The 16,092-nt window shown below is 62.1% G+C and carries 13 protein-coding genes; 9 read left to right on the top strand and 4 right to left on the bottom strand.

Translation table 11 applies throughout. From position 1 onward, the window contains the following. The first annotated feature begins 65 nt into the window (after positions 1-65). The 7 genes from IHQ72_RS19315 to IHQ72_RS19345 all read left to right on the top strand — a co-directional run bounded on the left by IHQ72_RS19315 (position 66) and on the right by IHQ72_RS19345 (position 10,928). Positions 66-734 carry a protein-L-isoaspartate O-methyltransferase family protein gene (locus tag IHQ72_RS19315; protein WP_258116562.1) on the top strand — a complete coding sequence of 223 codons (669 nt, stop codon included), beginning with the start codon at positions 66-68 and terminating at the stop codon, positions 732-734. Positions 735-920: 186 nt separating this feature from the next. Continuing rightward, positions 921-2,333: a TolC family outer membrane protein gene (locus IHQ72_RS19320; RefSeq protein ID WP_258116563.1), complete on the top strand. Its 1,413-nt coding sequence runs from the start codon at positions 921-923 to the stop codon at positions 2,331-2,333. Positions 2,334-2,546: 213 nt separating this feature from the next. Beyond that, positions 2,547-3,428, top strand: a complete 882-nt coding sequence (locus IHQ72_RS19325) for a PopZ family protein (protein WP_258116564.1) — start codon at positions 2,547-2,549, stop codon at positions 3,426-3,428. Between the two features lie 245 nt (positions 3,429-3,673). Further along, entirely contained in the window at positions 3,674-6,457 is a 2,784-nt protein-coding gene (locus tag IHQ72_RS19330) for a valine--tRNA ligase (protein WP_258116566.1), read from the top strand. A gap of 435 nt (positions 6,458-6,892) precedes the next feature. After that, on the top strand, positions 6,893-8,101 hold the full coding sequence (locus IHQ72_RS19335; protein WP_258116567.1) for an OmpP1/FadL family transporter: 1,209 nt from the start codon (positions 6,893-6,895) through the stop codon (positions 8,099-8,101). A 279-nt stretch (positions 8,102-8,380) separates the two neighbouring features. Beyond that, complete coding sequence (gene ilvD, locus IHQ72_RS19340) at positions 8,381-10,105, top strand: dihydroxy-acid dehydratase (RefSeq protein WP_258116568.1); 1,725 nt, start codon at positions 8,381-8,383, stop codon at positions 10,103-10,105. After that, positions 10,092-10,928: a tetratricopeptide repeat protein gene (locus IHQ72_RS19345; RefSeq protein WP_192364098.1), complete on the top strand. Its 837-nt coding sequence runs from the start codon at positions 10,092-10,094 to the stop codon at positions 10,926-10,928. Before ilvD ends, IHQ72_RS19345 begins: the two co-directional genes overlap by 14 nt. A gap of 65 nt (positions 10,929-10,993) precedes the next feature. Here IHQ72_RS19345 and IHQ72_RS19350 read toward each other — a convergent pair whose 3' ends face one another. The 4 genes from IHQ72_RS19350 to erpA all read right to left on the bottom strand — a co-directional run bounded on the left by IHQ72_RS19350 (position 10,994) and on the right by erpA (position 12,927). Next, on the bottom strand, positions 10,994-11,284 hold the full coding sequence (locus tag IHQ72_RS19350) for a hypothetical protein (protein WP_258116572.1): 291 nt from the start codon (positions 11,282-11,284) through the stop codon (positions 10,994-10,996). 98 nt (positions 11,285-11,382) lie between these two features. Continuing rightward, a complete protein-coding gene (gene xth, locus IHQ72_RS19355; RefSeq protein ID WP_258116573.1) occupies positions 11,383-12,177 on the bottom strand; it encodes an exodeoxyribonuclease III in 795 nt (264 codons plus the stop codon). Between the two features lie 7 nt (positions 12,178-12,184). Further along, positions 12,185-12,577 carry a VOC family protein gene (locus tag IHQ72_RS19360; RefSeq protein ID WP_258116575.1) on the bottom strand — a complete coding sequence of 131 codons (393 nt, stop codon included), beginning with the start codon at positions 12,575-12,577 and terminating at the stop codon, positions 12,185-12,187. Positions 12,578-12,579: 2 nt separating this feature from the next. Further along, positions 12,580-12,927, bottom strand: a complete 348-nt coding sequence (gene erpA, locus IHQ72_RS19365) for an iron-sulfur cluster insertion protein ErpA (RefSeq protein ID WP_126106215.1) — start codon at positions 12,925-12,927, stop codon at positions 12,580-12,582. 93 nt (positions 12,928-13,020) lie between these two features. On the opposite strand from erpA, the gene IHQ72_RS19370 reads away from it, so the two are divergent. Continuing rightward, positions 13,021-14,235: a deoxyguanosinetriphosphate triphosphohydrolase gene (locus IHQ72_RS19370; RefSeq protein WP_258116578.1), complete on the top strand. Its 1,215-nt coding sequence runs from the start codon at positions 13,021-13,023 to the stop codon at positions 14,233-14,235. 73 nt (positions 14,236-14,308) lie between these two features. After that, positions 14,309-16,066, top strand: a complete 1,758-nt coding sequence (argS, locus tag IHQ72_RS19375) for an arginine--tRNA ligase (RefSeq protein ID WP_258116579.1) — start codon at positions 14,309-14,311, stop codon at positions 16,064-16,066. The last annotated feature ends 26 nt before the right edge of the window (positions 16,067-16,092 follow it).

Here is a 16,092-nt window from a genome sequence, read left to right on the forward strand (position 1 = left end):
CCGGTCGAAATGAGCCGCGGTCTTGGCGCGGCAAGCAGATTGGTTTTGGGCGGATTGGTTGGAACATGAGCGCTGATTTTGCCGAACGTCGGGTGAAAATGGTCGATGGCCAGATCCGCACCACCGACGTGACCAGCGCGCCGCTGCTCGAGGCGATGCTTGTCGTGCCGCGCGAGGCCTTTGTCGCCCCCGGCCAGCGCGATCTGGCCTATATCGACGAGGACATCCGCATCACCAATGCAGCGGACGGCCCACGCTATCTCATGGAGCCTTCGCCGCTGGCCAAGCTGATGCAACTGGCCGAGATCGGCCCTGGCGATTCGGCGCTCGATGTCGGCTGCGGCACCGGCTATGCGGCGGCGATCCTGTCGCGGCTGGCAAAGTCGGTCGTCGCGCTGGAAAGCAATCCGGCATTGGCCGAGACCGCCATGTCGACGCTTTCGGCGCTGGGCTGCGACAATGTCAGCGTGGTCAAGGGACCGCTGCCGGAAGGCCATGCCGCAGGAGCACCCTACGACGTCATTTTCATCGGCGGCAGTGTGGAGAAAGTGCCGGAATCGCTGCTCGACCAGCTTGCGGAAGGCGGCCGGCTCGTCGCCGTGGAAGGGCAGGGGAATTCGGGTGTGGCCCGATTGTTTTTGAAAACAAGGGGGGGTGTAACCGGAAGAGGCGCATTTAATGCGGCAATTAAGCCACTACCGGGATTTGAACGTGCTCGTGCGTTTGAATTCTGAGTGATTTTGGCTTGCGGCAAAGGCGTTGTCATGTTCGCTTGCGCTTGAACAATCGTTGCTGATCCGCATAACCGGGGTGTTCTTTTGGGGGCTGACAGCAGGGGACCTGAAACACACCGCGCCGGCTGCTCGAATGGGAGAAGCCGGCGCGGTGTGGTTCCCATGCAAAACGAATGAGGGAATAACGTGCCGTCTTTACGCAAGAGTCTTTTTGCCGCCGTCCTCTTCTCGGCGACCGCGCTTTCTCCGCTGGCCGCCTCGGCGGAAACCATTCTCGGTGCACTTTCAAAAGCCTACCAGAACAATTCCGAGCTCAATTCGGCTCGTGCCGGCGTCCGCGTCACCGATGAGAGCGTTGCCATCGCCAAGTCCGGCTGGCGCCCGACCATCACCGGTTCTGCCGACATCGACTACTCGAACAGCCATTTCAATGCCCGCGGCAATGTCCCCGGCGCGAACGAAAGCACGCGTTTGACCACCGGCAACTTCGGCGTCCAGATCGACCAGACCCTGTTCGACGGCTTTCAGACCAGGAACAACGTCGCTGCAGCCGAATCCCAGGTCCGCGCCTCGTTCGAGAGCCTGCGCAATACCGAAGAGAACACTCTGTTCAACGCGGCAAGCGCCTACATGGACGTGATTCGCGACCGCCAAGTGGCGGTGCTGACGGAGCAGAACCTGCAGTTCCTGACCGAGCAGGCGCGCGCCGCGCGTTCGCGCTTCGAAGTCGGCGAAGGCACCCGCACCGACGTGGCCCAGGCCGATGCCGAGCGCTCCTCCGCTGTGGCGGAACTGGCCGCCGCCCGCGCGCAGGCGCTGGCAAGCGCTGCGACCTATCGCCAGATCGTCGGCGATGAGCCAGGCAGGCTCAGGGCCGCTTCGCCGCTGTCGAAGCTGTTGCCGTCGAACCTCGATGCGGCGATCGCGATTGCATCCAGCGAGCACCCGGCCATCCTCTCCACCCAGCATCTGGTCGACGCGGCGGCGTTTTCGGTGAAATCGGCCGAGGGCGCGCTGCTGCCGCAGCTTTCGGCTTCCGCCGGCGTTTCCAGCGCCTATCAAAACACCGTGCCGCGCTTCGATCCCGGGGAGGGGCAGGATGGCACAACCAATTCGGCCAGCATCGGTGCCACGCTGACCATACCGATCTATTCGGGCGGGCGGACCTCGGCGATAGTGCGTCAGAACAAGGAATCGCTCAGCCAGGCCCGGATCGAGGTCGATGTAAGCCGCGACACCGTGCGGCAAGCCGTGACCTCGGCGTGGACGCAATATATCGCCGCCCAGCAAACCGTGGTGGCCAACAGGCAGGTGATTGCCGCCGCGCAGCTTGCCTTGAGCGGGGTCATCGAGGAGCGCAATGTCGGCCAGCGCACCACGCTCGACGTTCTCAACGCCCAGGCCACCCTCATCACCGCCAAGATCAATCAGGCCAGTTCCGAACGCGATTTGGTGGTGGCGAGCTATGCCATCCTCTCGGCGATCGGTCGTCTATCGGTCGAGCGTCTCGCCCTTCAGGTGACGAAATACAGACCCGAAGAGCATTACAATGCGGTCAAGGACAAGTGGATCGGCCTGCGCACGCCAGACGGCCGCTGATCGCGCCAGCAGTTTCAAATCCCGTCCAGTTTCAAGGCACTGGAGCCCGCGCGTTCGAAGGAACGCGCGGGCTCTAATCTGTTGAAATCCAACATGCCCTCAGATTGGGGATTCTCGTAACGCGATCCGTCGGTTACGCTGTCGTCATGATTCGAATCCGGCTTTGGCCGGACAGGGAATCTACAACGAGTCACAAGGGCGGCGGATGTGACGATGGCGACGGCAAGCAGCGTACAGCGCGAACCTTCCATGGAAGAGATACTGGCTTCCATCAGGAGGATCATCGAGGACAACGATACCGGCCGCAAGCAGCCGGATGAGGCGGACGACCTGCTGCAGGATTTGGCGTCGGTTGCCGTGCCGGCACCGGCGGCAGGCGGGGCGCCGCCGGAGGCAGGCGGAGCGCCGCCGGAGGTGAGCGCGTTTCGCTCCGAATTGCGTTCAGGATTGGACGCCAGGGGGCCGGTCACGCTGACCGAGGTGCAGGCGCAACCGTCGGCCGTCGAGCCCGTCATCGCACGCATGGAGTCGCGGGTGCATTCCGATCCGGCTCCGGTCAAAGCGCCCGTGACGCTTGCTGGTGCCAGGGTCGCGGCCGAACCGGTCCCGGCCGCCAAGCCAGAGCTAGATGCGCCTGCGATGGCAAGGGTTGCGGAGACGACCGACAGCATCGTTGCCGACTGGCGGCGGGAAATCGCCGCAGTCGGCGAAGCGATGACCGCGGCCAAGCCGGACAACACCCCGGACGCGGCCGAGGGGCGACGGACGCCGGACGCCGAACCGAAGCCCGAGGTTTTCGACGCGGCCGAACCTGCTTTCGAGCCGGCCCCGTCGCGAAGCGGGTTGGCGCGCCCGGCAAGCGAGGCGCCATCGGCTCGTCCGGCGATCCTTTCCGAACATACGGGCCGGCAAGTTGCTGCCGCCTTCGGCGAGCTTTCCGATGCGTTCGCCAGCCGCAGCAAGAAAACCTTCGACGAGATGGCCGAGGAGATGCTGAGGCCGATGCTGCAGGACTGGCTGGACAACAATCTGCCGACGCTGGTCGAGCGGCTGGTGCGCGAGGAAATCGAACGCGTGGCGCGCGGCGCGCAGTAACGCGTGGCGCGCGGCGCGCAGTAATAATTCCGACGGTCGACAGATGAACCCCGCCGCTGCGGGCGGCGTCTTCGTTGATGCGCGATGCAATGCCCACGGCCTCGGCAGTGGCATTGCCTGTGATCTTGTCCGATCTATCTGTATGGCAGGCGAGCCAGCTCGCCTGCCGCCTCGCGGTTGACTTGGCCAAAACCTTCCGATTTACACCGGACCAGCAAAAACCCGACAGCTCGGACCATTTCCCTATGCTCGAAAAAACCTACGACGCCAAAATCGTCGAGCCGAAGATCGCCAAAATCTGGGAGGAGGCCGACGCGTTTCGTGCCGGCGCAGGCGCCGAGGAGGGCGCGGAAGCCTTCACCATCGTCATCCCGCCGCCGAACGTCACCGGTTCGCTGCATATGGGCCATGCGCTCAACAACACGCTGCAGGACATTCTGGTGCGCTTCGAGCGCATGCGCGGCAAGAACGTGCTGTGGCAGCCCGGCATGGACCATGCCGGCATAGCCACGCAGATGGTGGTCGAGCGCCAGCTCATGGAGAAGCAGATCCACCGCCGCGACCTGACGCGCGATGAGTTCATCGAGAAAGTCTGGGAGTGGAAAGCCGAATCCGGCGGCGCGATCCTAAACCAGTTGAAGCGGCTGGGGGCCTCCGCCGACTGGAGCCGGGAGCGTTTCACCATGGACGAGGGCCTTTCCAAGGCGGTGCTCGAAGTGTTCGTCACGCTCTACAAGGAAGGCCTGATCTACAAGGACAAGCGCCTTGTGAACTGGGACCCGAAGCTCTTGACTGCGATTTCCGACCTCGAGGTCGAACAGCAGGAGGTCAACGGCAATCTCTGGCATTTCCGCTATCCCGTCGAGGGCGAGGTCTTCGATCCGGAAAATCCAAAAACCTTCATCACCGTAGCGACGACGCGTCCCGAAACGATGCTGGGCGATACGGCGGTGGCGGTGCATCCCGACGACGAGCGTTTCCGGCATCTGGTCGGCAAGAACCTCGTCCTGCCGATCGTCGGCCGCAAGATCCCGGTGGTGGCGGACCAATATTCCGATCCGGAGAAAGGCAGCGGCGCGGTCAAGATCACGCCGGCGCACGACTTCAACGACTTCGAGGTCGGCAGGCGCCATAAGCTGCCAGCGATCAATATCCTCACCGTAGAGGCGGCGGTCACCCTCACGGACAATGACGACTTTCTCGCCGGGCTGGAGGTGACGCCCGAGCGCCAGGCCGTCTGGGACGAACTCAATGGCCTCGATCGTTTCGTCGCGCGCAAGAAGATCGTCGAGCTGATGGAGGCGGGCGGTTTCCTCGAAAAGGTCGAGCCGCATCGCCATGCTGTGCCGCATGGCGATCGCGGCGGCGTGCCGATCGAACCGTTCCTGACCGAACAATGGTATGCGAACGCGGCGGAGCTCGCCAAGCCGGCTATTCGTGCGGTGCGCGAGGGCCGTACCGATTTCGTGCCGAAAAACTGGGAAAAGACCTATTTCGACTGGATGGAGAACATCCAGCCCTGGTGCATTTCGCGCCAGCTCTGGTGGGGTCACCAGATCCCGGCCTGGTATGGACCGGATGGACGCGTCTTCGTCGAGAAGACCGAAGAGGAGGCGCTCGCAGCCGCCGTCGAATATTATCTGGCGCTGGAAGGGCCATGGAAGGCCTGGGTCGAGGACAAGCTCGAGAACTTCAAGCCGGGCGAGATCCTGACCCGCGACGAGGATGTGCTCGACACATGGTTCTCGTCGGCGCTGTGGCCGTTCTCGACGCTTGGCTGGCCGGACCAGACGCCGGAGCTGAAAACCTACTACCAGACCGACGTGCTGGTGACCGGTTTCGACATCATCTTCTTCTGGGTCGCCCGCATGATGATGATGGGCCTGCATTTCATGGACGAGGAGCCGTTCCACACCGTCTATGTCCATGCGCTGGTGCGCGACAAGAACGGGCAGAAGATGTCGAAGTCGAAAGGCAACGTCATCGACCCGCTCGAACTCATCGACGAATACGGCGCCGACGCGCTGCGCTTCACGCTGACGGTGATGGCCGCGCAAGGGCGCGACGTGAAGCTCGATCCGGCCCGCATCGCCGGCTACCGCAACTTCGGCACCAAGCTGTGGAACGCGACGCGCTTTGCCGAGATGAACGACGTCGCGAGGAACGACGAGTTCTGGCTGAACGACGCCAAGCTGGCGGTCAACCGCTGGATCCTGACCGAACTGACGCGCGCCGCGCGCGAAATCACCGATGGCATCACCTCATACCGGTTCAACGAGGCGGCGGGCGCGGCCTACCGCTTCGTCTGGAACCTGTTCTGCGACTGGTACCTGGAACTGCTGAAGCCGGTTTTCACAGGTCCGGACGAGGCTGCCAAGGCCGAAAGCCGGGCTTGTGTCGCCTTCGTGCTCGACGAGATCTATAAGCTGCTGCATCCGATGATGCCATTCATGACCGAAGAGCTGTGGGCTGAGACATCAGGCGAGGGCAAGGAGCGGCCATCGCTGCTTTGCCATGCCGCGTGGCCGTCGCCCGATTTCGAAGATGAGGCAGCGGCCGCCGACATCAACTGGCTGGTCGATCTCGTCTCAGGCATCCGCTCCGTGCGCTCGGAAATGAACGTGCCGCCGGCTGCGATCGCGCCGCTGATGGTGATCGGCGCCAATACCGCAACCCACGAAAGGCTTGAGCGCCAGGCGTCGGCCATCAAGCGGCTGGCGCGGGTCGGCGACATCTCGCTGGTCGATGCGGCGCCCAAAGGCTCCGCCCAGATCGTGCTCAACGAGGCGACCATCTGCTTGCCGCTCGGCAGCCTGATCGACCTTACTGCCGAGGCGGCGCGGCTGCAGAAGGAACTGGTCAAGGTGACCGAAGAGATCGCCCGCCTGCACAAGAAGCTGTCCAACGAGAAATTCGTCGCCAACGCGCCGGAAGAGGTCGTGGAAGCCGAGCGCGAAAAACTCGCCGAATATCGCGAGGCGCAAGAAAAGCTTTCGGTGGCGCTGACACGGGTGCGTGAAGCCGGTTGACCTATCTCTGGTGTTTGAGAATCAGATTTTCTGAGCATCGGATTGTCCCAAAAACCGGGCGCCGCTTTGGGTCCGATGCTCTAGGTTCGCGAGTCTCCGAACCTGCTTTTCGGACGGGGTCCCTGCCACGAAAATAGGCATTCCGCAGCGTAAATCTTGACGTAAACGGAATGTTTTAGCCCTATTGTTGCCATAATGTAACAATGGGGGTTGGTTCTCGCAAAACGGGCCGTTTTTGCGCCGTTCCATGCGAGTTTTCCGAGTTTTTTTCTCAATTTGCAGCCAAATGAGCCGTTTTCCCGCTCTGCGGTGAAGCTGCCACTTTGTCTAAAATACGGTCGGCGAAGGCGTACATGTACGCGTCGAGAATTCGTTGTTGCGCCGTTAACCTGATTTGGTTCTAGCTTCGTCCATTCGTATTCGGGGAGGAGAGTCATGAACAATTTGCGTCTGAAAGCGCTGCTGGGGGCGTGGTGCTTCTCGCTATTGATTTCGGGCGTTGCGAACGCGGGCGGCTTCGACCGGGGCGGTGTCAACATTGACCAGTTGTTTGATGCCGCGCCATATTCGTTCGACGCCGGCGTCACCTATGTTTCGCCACAGCGCACACTGAAGAATGTGCAGCGCCTGGATGGCTCGGGAATGTCGTCTTCGTCAGTTGATGTCGACGGCGACTATGCGGTGCCGCGCATCGGTATCAAGGCCAACATTTTTGAACCAGTGGATTGCCTTGCGAGCTATACGGAACCGTATGGTGCGGAGGCAGACTTCGGAATGAACAACGCCTATTCGCCAACCGCGGTCGAATACTACGTCAAAACAAATGATTTCGGCCTTACCTGCTCCTACAAGATAAACGTCGGCAAGGGCTCCCTGCGGTTCATCGGCGGCGTCTCCTACCAGGAGGTCGATGCGTTTCTGTCGCGCCAGACCTTGCTGGCCTTCGGCAATACCGGCCTCGGAAAATTCAAGCTTTCCGACGAGGCATGGGGTTGGCGCGTGGGCGCCGCTTATGAAATTCCCGAAATCGCCTTGCGCGCAAGCTTGATGTACTCTTCGAGCTACAAATATGACGGACTGTCGGGAACCGTCGACACGACCGGATTTGCAGGTGGGCCGCTAGGAAATGTTACCGGAGTGTTCCCTGTCTCCGCCTCGGCCGAGATACCCCAGGCCGTGGAATTCAAGCTGCAGAGCGGGATAGCGCCTGGCTGGTTGGCCTTTGGCTCGGTTCGCTGGCAGGAGTGGAGCAAGCTTGGCATTATTCCAATTAACGGCGTGATTAACCCGGTTTTCGGTACACCCTCGCCCGTTTCTTTCGATCTGCTTTATCGCGACGGCTGGACGGTTTCGGGCGGCATAGCTCACAAGTTCACCGACCAATTGTCTGGCGCGGTTTCGCTGACCTGGGACCGTGGAACCTCGACGACCTCCGGCTATCAGTCGGACACCTGGTCCGTGGCCAGCGGCATTTCTTATTCGCCGAACGACAAGATTGAGGTCAGACTTGGCGGTTCGATCGGTGTTCTGACCAGTGGGTCGTCGACCTTCACCGGTGTTGGCGACACGGCAAATGCCATCACCTACACGTACGACGACGATCTGCTCCTTGCCGGCTCAGCTTCGGTTAAGGTCAAGTTCTAAATATAAGTTTTCAATAGTAAAAAGCCGGGTCATGCCCGACTTTTTTACTTGAGGGGGGCTTCCCGGTAACCAAGCGGCGTTGCAACGAGCCGCTTCCCTCTGCCTCACGCGATCGTGATGTTTTGGCAACAGTTTCTGAACAACCCTCGCGCCACAAGGGCGCCCGCCGACATTGCCTACTTCCCGCCATAAACCCGGCGCACCTCGAATTCGTCTCAGGGCATGTGCCAAAAGGCTCGGCAATGGGGCAGGTCGCACCGCTCGCGGCAAGGGAAGAGTATGAACGCCAGAGTCATCTCCAAGGCCAAGCTGCCCAGCCGGTATGTGACCGTCGGTCCGGCGCGCGCGCCGCACCGCTCCTATCTCTATGCGATGGGATTGTCGGCGGCCGAGATCGCGCAGCCGCTGGTCGGTGTCGCGAGCTGCTGGAACGAGGCGGCACCGTGCAACATCTCGCTGATGCGCCAGGCGCAGGTGGTCAAGAGGGGCGTCGCCGCGGCTAACGGCACGCCACGCGAATTCTGCACCATCACCGTCACGGACGGCATCGCCATGGGCCACCAGGGCATGAAATCGTCGCTGGTGTCGCGCGAGGTCATCGCCGATTCGGTCGAACTCACCATGCGCGGCCATTGCTACGATGCGCTGGTTGGCCTTGCCGGTTGCGACAAGTCGCTGCCCGGCATGATGATGGCCATGGTGCGGCTCAACGTGCCGTCGATCTTCATCTATGGCGGCTCGATCCTGCCCGGTTCCTACAAGGGCCGCCAGATCACCGTGCAGGATGTGTTCGAGGCCGTCGGCCAGCACTCGGTCGGCACGATCGGCGACGCCGAACTCCTCGAAATCGAACAAGCCGCTTGTCCGTCGGCCGGCTCCTGCGGCGCCCAGTTCACCGCCAACACCATGGCCACCGTCGCCGAGGCCATCGGTCTGGCGCTGCCCTATTCCTGCGGGGCGCCGGCGCCCTACGAGATGCGCGACCGCTTCAATTTCGCCGCCGGCGAAAAGATCATGGAGCTGATCGCAAACAATATCCGCCCGCGCGACATCGTCACGCTGAAGGCGTTGGAGAATGCGGCAACCGTGGTTTCGGCCACCGGCGGCTCGACCAACGCAGCGCTGCATTTGCCGGCGATCGCGCATGAGGCGGGGATAAAGTTCGATCTGTTCGACGTCGCCAGGATCTTCGAGAAGACGCCCTACATCGCCGACCTGAAGCCGGGCGGTAAATATGTCGCCAAGGACATGTTCGAAGCCGGCGGCATTCCGCTTTTGATGAAGACGTTGCTCGACCACGGCTATCTGCATGGCGACTGCCTGACGGTGACCGGCCGCACTTTAGCCGAAAATATGGAGCACGTTGCGTGGAATGATAGCCAGGATGTGGTCCGTCCCGCCAACCGACCAATCACCCAAACGGGAGGCGTCGTGGGCTTGAAGGGAAACCTTGCCCCCGAAGGCGCGATCGTGAAGGTCGCGGGCATGTCGGAGCTGAAATTCTCTGGTCCGGCACGCTGCTTCGATTCGGAAGAGGAATGTTTCCAGGCGGTTACGGATCGCAGCTACAGCGAAGGCGAGGTCCTCGTCATCCGCTACGAGGGACCGCGCGGCGGTCCGGGCATGCGCGAAATGCTATCGACGACGGCTGCTCTCTACGGTCAGGGTATGGGCGGCAAGGTGGCTCTCATCACCGACGGACGTTTTTCGGGCGCGACACGCGGTTTCTGCATCGGCCATGTCGGGCCGGAAGCCGCCGTGGGTGGTCCGATCGGGCTGCTCAGGGATGGCGATTTGATCTCGATCGACGCGGTGAGCGGCACGATCGAGGTGGCGCTGTCCGACGCCGAACTGGCGGCCAGGGCGAAGGCATGGAAGGCGCGCGCGACCGACTATCAGTCGGGCGCGATCTGGAAGTATGCGCAAACGGTAGGGCCTGCCCGCGACGGCGCGGTCACCCATCCCGGTGGTGCGAAAGAAACACATTGTTATGCGGATATCTGAGTTGCTGAGGTTGTCTGTCTTTTCGGCACTGGTCGCGATCGCCACTTTTGGCGCGACCTTGGGCGCCGCGGGCCAGGCCATGGCCTTCGACGACAAGGTGTTCGACGACAAGACCGGCGTGAAGCCGCAGTCCAGCCCATGGGCGGTGTTTCAGTTCGGCTTCTCCGCCTATAAGAACGGCCGCAAGGAGCAGGCCGCGGAGGCTTATAAGTACGCGGCCGAAAACGGCCAGATCGGCGCCACCTGGAAGCTTGCGCGTATGTATGCCGAGGGTGACGGCGTGGAGCGCGACGATTACGCGGCGTTCAAGTTCTTCAGCGAGATCGCCGACCAGGACGTCGAGCCCGGTTCGCCGGAAGAGAGCTATGTGTCGGACGCGCTCGTGGCGCTCGGCGATTATCTGAGGAAGGGCATCCCCGGCAGCCCCATCACAGAGAACGAGGTGGCGGCCCAGGAATATTACATGCGCGCCGCCGCCAATTACCGCAACCCGAATGCCCAGTTCGAGATGGGCCAGATCTTTCTGAATGGCAAGGGCGGCGTCAAGGCTAGCCTCAAGCAGGCCGGGCGCTGGTTCCAACTCGCTGCGGAAAAAGGACATGCCGGCGCACAGGCGACGCTCGGCCACCTGCTTTTCCAGAGCGGCAAGATCGTTCGGGGGCTGGCGATGATGACCGCGGCACTCGAACGGGCGTCACCTTCCGACCAGCCATGGATACGCGGCATGCAGGAAGAGGCGTTTGCCGCCGCGGGCGAGGCCGACCGCCGCACCGCGATTTCACTGGCCGACGACATCCTCACCAAGGGCGGCGGCGACCGGTAGTCGCGAAGCCAGTCACAAAGCCAATAGTCAGGAAGACTGGGTATCTCGAAGTCGGACAGCCGAGATCAATTCTCGGTCGGTTTCGTCGGAACGAGGCCGGACTCCGGCGTTGAAATAGGCGTGGCCGGCGGCGTCAGCGTGGTTCCCGGACAATCGTCCCGGATCTTTGTCCATGACGTGTTGTTGAGCACCATGTCGCAGCGGGCGAGATGGCTCCGGCCGGAAAGCGTCAGGCAGGCGACCTGGCCGATCTGGAATGACTTTCCGTTGGCCAGGCATTCAGGATCTGCAAACGCCGGCGTCGCCGTGAGGGCGAGCGCGACGGCACATAGGCAAATCGCAAACCTGATCGTCATCCTGAACCCCGGCCGAACCCGGATTGCAGCGGAACCCCCGATTGTGGCGATATGACGGTCCATCAACCGGGAATCCGGCGGTCCGGACCTCGAAATGATCAGATCGGCGCAAAAGCCAGTTCGACGGCCACCGGCACGTGGTCGGAGGGTTTTTCCCAGGCGCGCACATGCTTTTCGATCGAGGCCGAGGAAAAGCGGTTGGCGGCCTCGGGCGAGAGCAGCAAGTGATCGATGCGAATGCCGTTGTTCTTCTGCCAAGCGCCCGCCTGATAATCCCAGAAAGTAAAGGTGTCCGGCGCGTCGGTGACCGCGCGCACCGCTTCGGTGAAGCCAAGATTCTTCAGCCGGCGAAACGCCTGCCTCGTCTCGGGCTGGAACAGCGCATCGGTCAGCCAGTTCTCCGGGAATTTTGCGTCGATCGGTTCCGGGATGACATTGTAGTCCCCGGCCAGCACCAGCGCCTCTTCGAGCAAGAGCCGTTCCTCGGCCCAGCGCTCCAGCCGCGCCATCCAGGAAAGCTTGTAGGAGAACTTCTTCTCGTCATCGATCGGGTTGCCGTTCGGCAAATAGAGCGAGGCAACGCGCAACGCGCCCTTGTCGGTCGAGAACACGCCCTCGATGAAACGCGCCTGCTCGTCCGTATCGTCGCCCGGCAAGCCTCTGATAACCTCGTCGAAGCGCAGCTTCGACAGGATGGCGACGCCATTAAAACCCTTTTGGCCATGGATTTCGACGTTGTAGCCAAGCGCCTCGATCTCGGCGCGCGGAAACTGCTCGTCGACCGTCTTGATCTCCTGCAGGCAGGCGATATCAGGCGCGCTTTCCGTCAGCCAATGGGTCAAATTGCCAATGCGGGCCCGAACGCCGTTGATGTTCCAGGTGACGATTTTCATGACGGCCTCATTGCTGTTCCGGCGGATGACGTTCGACGAGGCCGATCGTATTGCCTGCCGGGTCCTTTAGGAAGGCCATCCATTCGCTTTCCCCCGCCGGCCCGAACAGGCCCTCGGTATCGCGATGGACGAGCATCGGCGGCGCGGTGAAGGGGACACCGGCGGCTTTTGCCGAGGCGTGAAAATCGTCGAGGCCCGAAATGTCGAGATAGACGGTGCCGGCCGGCAGGCCATCGGTGAACAGCAGCCGCACGTCGCCGGCCATGATGAAGGCGATGCCGGGCGGATCAAAGCGTGCGTGCACCGTCATGCCGAGCACGTCATGCCAGAACGTCAGCGTTGCATCGAGATCGCGCCCGGCTGAAAGCGCGACCTGACGGACCGCGCCGATGGCAGGCATTTCTAAATACTGAAACTAGTGCCGCAGCCGCACGAGGCGACCGCATTCGGGTTCCTGATCTGGAACGACTGGCCCATCAAGTCGTCGACGAAATCGATCACCGAGCCACCCATATAGACCAGCGAGAGGTCGTCGATCAGTACGGTTGCGCCGTCTTTCTCGATGGCGACGTCGTCATCGTTGCGCGTGTCGACCAGGTCGAACTTGTAGGAAAAACCGGAGCAGCCGCCGCCCTCGACCGAAACGCGCAGCGCCTTCTTGCCGGCTTCGCCAGATACAATCTTCGCGATCCTCCTGGCGGCGGCGTCCGTCATCTCGACTTTCATGGCAGTCTTGGCATCCGCGCCCATGGGCGTCACCTTGCTTTCGGTTTCACATGATAGGTATGAAGCGCGAGAGGGCAAGTCAACTGCGGCATAGGCTATGACAATTGAGTTGGGGCGATGACAAATGAGTTGGGCGACATCGGATTCGGTTATCGGCCGCGCGCAGCCTATGCCTGCGATCCGGCGAAGTCGCGCGGGCGGCTGTTCGACGAGGTGGAGAGCCCGACCCGGACGCCGTTCCAGCGCGACCGCGACCGCATCATCCATTCGACGGCATTCCGCCGGCTGAAGCACAAGACGCAAGTGTTCGTCGCGCATGAGGGCGATCATTACCGCACCCGGCTGACGCATTCGATCGAGGTGGCGCAGATAGCGCGCGCCCTGGCGCGGGCGCTGCGCGGCGACGAGGACCTGGCCGAAGCGGTGGCGCTGGTGCACGATTTCGGCCACACGCCCTTCGGCCATACCGGCGAGGACGCGCTGAACGAGAAAATGGTCGCCTGGGGCGGCTTCGATCACAATGCGCAATCGCTGCGCGTGGTGACGCGGCTGGAGAGCCGCTATGCCGAATTCGACGGGCTGAACCTCACCTGGGAAACGCTGGAGGGGCTGGTCAAGCACAACGGCCCGCTGACCGACGCCAGGGGAAAAGGCCTGAAGGGGCCGGTGCCGCAAGCGATCCGCGACTATTCGGAGCTGCACGACCTCGAACTCGACCGCTTCGCCGGCATCGAGGCGCAGTGCGCGGCAATCGCCGACGACATCGCCTACAACACCCATGACATCGACGACGGCCTGAGATCCGGCTTCCTGACGCTGGACATGCTGGAAAAGGTCTCGCTGCCCGGCTCGATCCTGGAAGGCGTGCGCCAGCGCTATCCGGCGCTGGACGATGTGAGGACAGGGCACGAACTGATGCGACGGCAGATCACGATGATGGTCGAGGATGTCATCGTTTCCACCACCGCCAATCTGGCCCGCATCAAGCCGGACAGCGCCGACGCGGTAAGGGCGGCAGGCGAGACGATGGTGACCTTTTCAGCCGAAATGGCCGCGTTCGAAAAGGAATTGAAGGCCTTTCTCTACAAGCATCTCTACCGGCACAGCGAGGTCATGCGCGTGCGTAACGAGGCCGAGCAGATCGTCAACGACCTGTTCGAGGTCTATTTCGCCGATCCGCGCGCCATGCCCGACGGCTGGCGCGAAGGGCTCGACCGGGCCGACGATCGCATCAAGGCGCGCAGCGTCGCCGATTTCCTGGCGGGTATGACGGATACGTACGCTTTGAAAGAACACCGCCGTTTGTTTGACCATACGCCTGAATTAAGCTAGGCCGAACTCGATTTGCCGGCCAATAAGCCGGATCCCTGCAAAGCCGCCAGAGCCACACCCCAGAGCCACCCCAATGAACATCTTCGCCGATTTCAACGCGCGAATCACCAGAGCTGTCGAAGCGCTTGATTTGAAAGACAAAGACGGCGGTGCGCTGGACCTGTCGCGCATCGCCGTCGAGCCGCCGCGCGACGCCAGCCATGGCGACCTGGCGACCAATGCGGCAATGGTGCTGGCCAAGCCGACCGGCCAGTCGCCACGCGCACTGGCTGAAAGGCTGGCGCAGGCGCTGCGCGCCGACATCGACATCGCTGCTGCAGACGTTGCCGGTCCGGGCTTCGTCAATCTCAGGCTCAAGGACGCCTTCTGGCAGGTACACCTGACTGCGCTGCTCGGCGAAGGCCGCGATTACGGCCGCTCGACAGTCGGCGGCGGCAAGAAAGCCAATGTCGAATATGTCTCGGCTAACCCTACCGGACCGATGCATGTCGGCCATTGCCGTGGCGCCGTGGTGGGTGATGCGCTCGCCAATCTGATGGCCTTCGCCGGTTATGACGTGACCAAGGAATATGTCATCAACGACGCTGGTTCGCAGATCGACGTGCTCGGCCGTTCTGCCATGCTGCGTTACCGCGAGGCGCTCGGCGACGACATCGGCGAGATTCCGGCCGGGCTCTATCCGGGCGACTATCTCATCCCGGTCGGCCAGGCGCTGGCCAGCGAATTCGACCGCTCCCTGCTGCAGATGCAGGACGAAGAAGCGCTTGCGATCGTCAAGGACAGGACGATCGATGCGATGATGGCGATGATCCGTGAGGATCTGGCGCTGCTCAATGTGCATCACGACGTCTTTTTCTCGGAGCGCACGCTGCATGCCGACAACGCCCGGAAAATCCGCTCGGCGATCAACGACCTCACGCTCAAGGGTCATATTTACAAGGGCAAGCTGCCGCCGCCCAAGGGCGAGAAGCCGGACGACTGGGAGGATCGCGAGCAGACGCTGTTCCGCTCGACAGCGGTCGGCGACGACATGGACCGGGCGCTGGTCAAGTCGGACGGCACCTTCACCTATTTCGCCGCGGACGTCGCCTATTTGAAGGACAAGGTCGATCGCGGTTTCGTCGAGCTGATCTATGTGCTTGGCGCCGATCATGGCGGCTATGTGAAGCGCCTGGAAGCGCTCGCCCGGGCGATTTCCGGCGACGAGGTGAAGCTTACCGTGCTGCTTTGCCAGCTGGTGAGGCTTTTTCGCGAGGGCGAACCGGTGCGCATGTCGAAGCGGTCGGGCGATTTCGTGACGCTGCGCGAAGTGGTGGAGGAGGTCGGCCGCGATCCGATCCGCTTTATGATGCTCTACCGCAAGAACGATGCGCCGCTCGATTTCGACTTCGCCAAGGTGACCGAGCAGTCGAAGGACAATCCGGTGTTTTACGTGCAGTACGCTTCGGCGCGCTGCCATTCGGTGTTCCGGCAGGCGAGCGAACAGTTGGGCGAGGCCAATTTCGACCGCAATCGGCTGGCCGCCGCCACCGCTTCGCTGACCGACGAAGGCGAGATCGGCCTGATCAGGAAGCTTGCCGAATATCCGCGGCTGATTGAATCCGCGGCACTTGCGCTCGAGCCGCACCGGCTGGCATTCTACCTCTACGATCTCGCCTCTAGCTTCCACGGACATTGGAACCGCGGCACCGAGAATCCGGACTTACGTTTTGTTAAGGTTAACGACCGACAATTGACGCATGCCAGACTAGGGCTGGTGCAGGCTGTTTCGGACGTTTTGACGTCCGGCCTGACGCTGATCGGAGCCGATGCGCCCACCGAAATGCGTTAGGTTTGACTAAAAAACCTGTCACCTTT

Source organism: Mesorhizobium onobrychidis (assembly GCF_024707545.1).
Classification (GTDB): domain Bacteria; phylum Pseudomonadota; class Alphaproteobacteria; order Rhizobiales; family Rhizobiaceae; genus Mesorhizobium; species Mesorhizobium onobrychidis.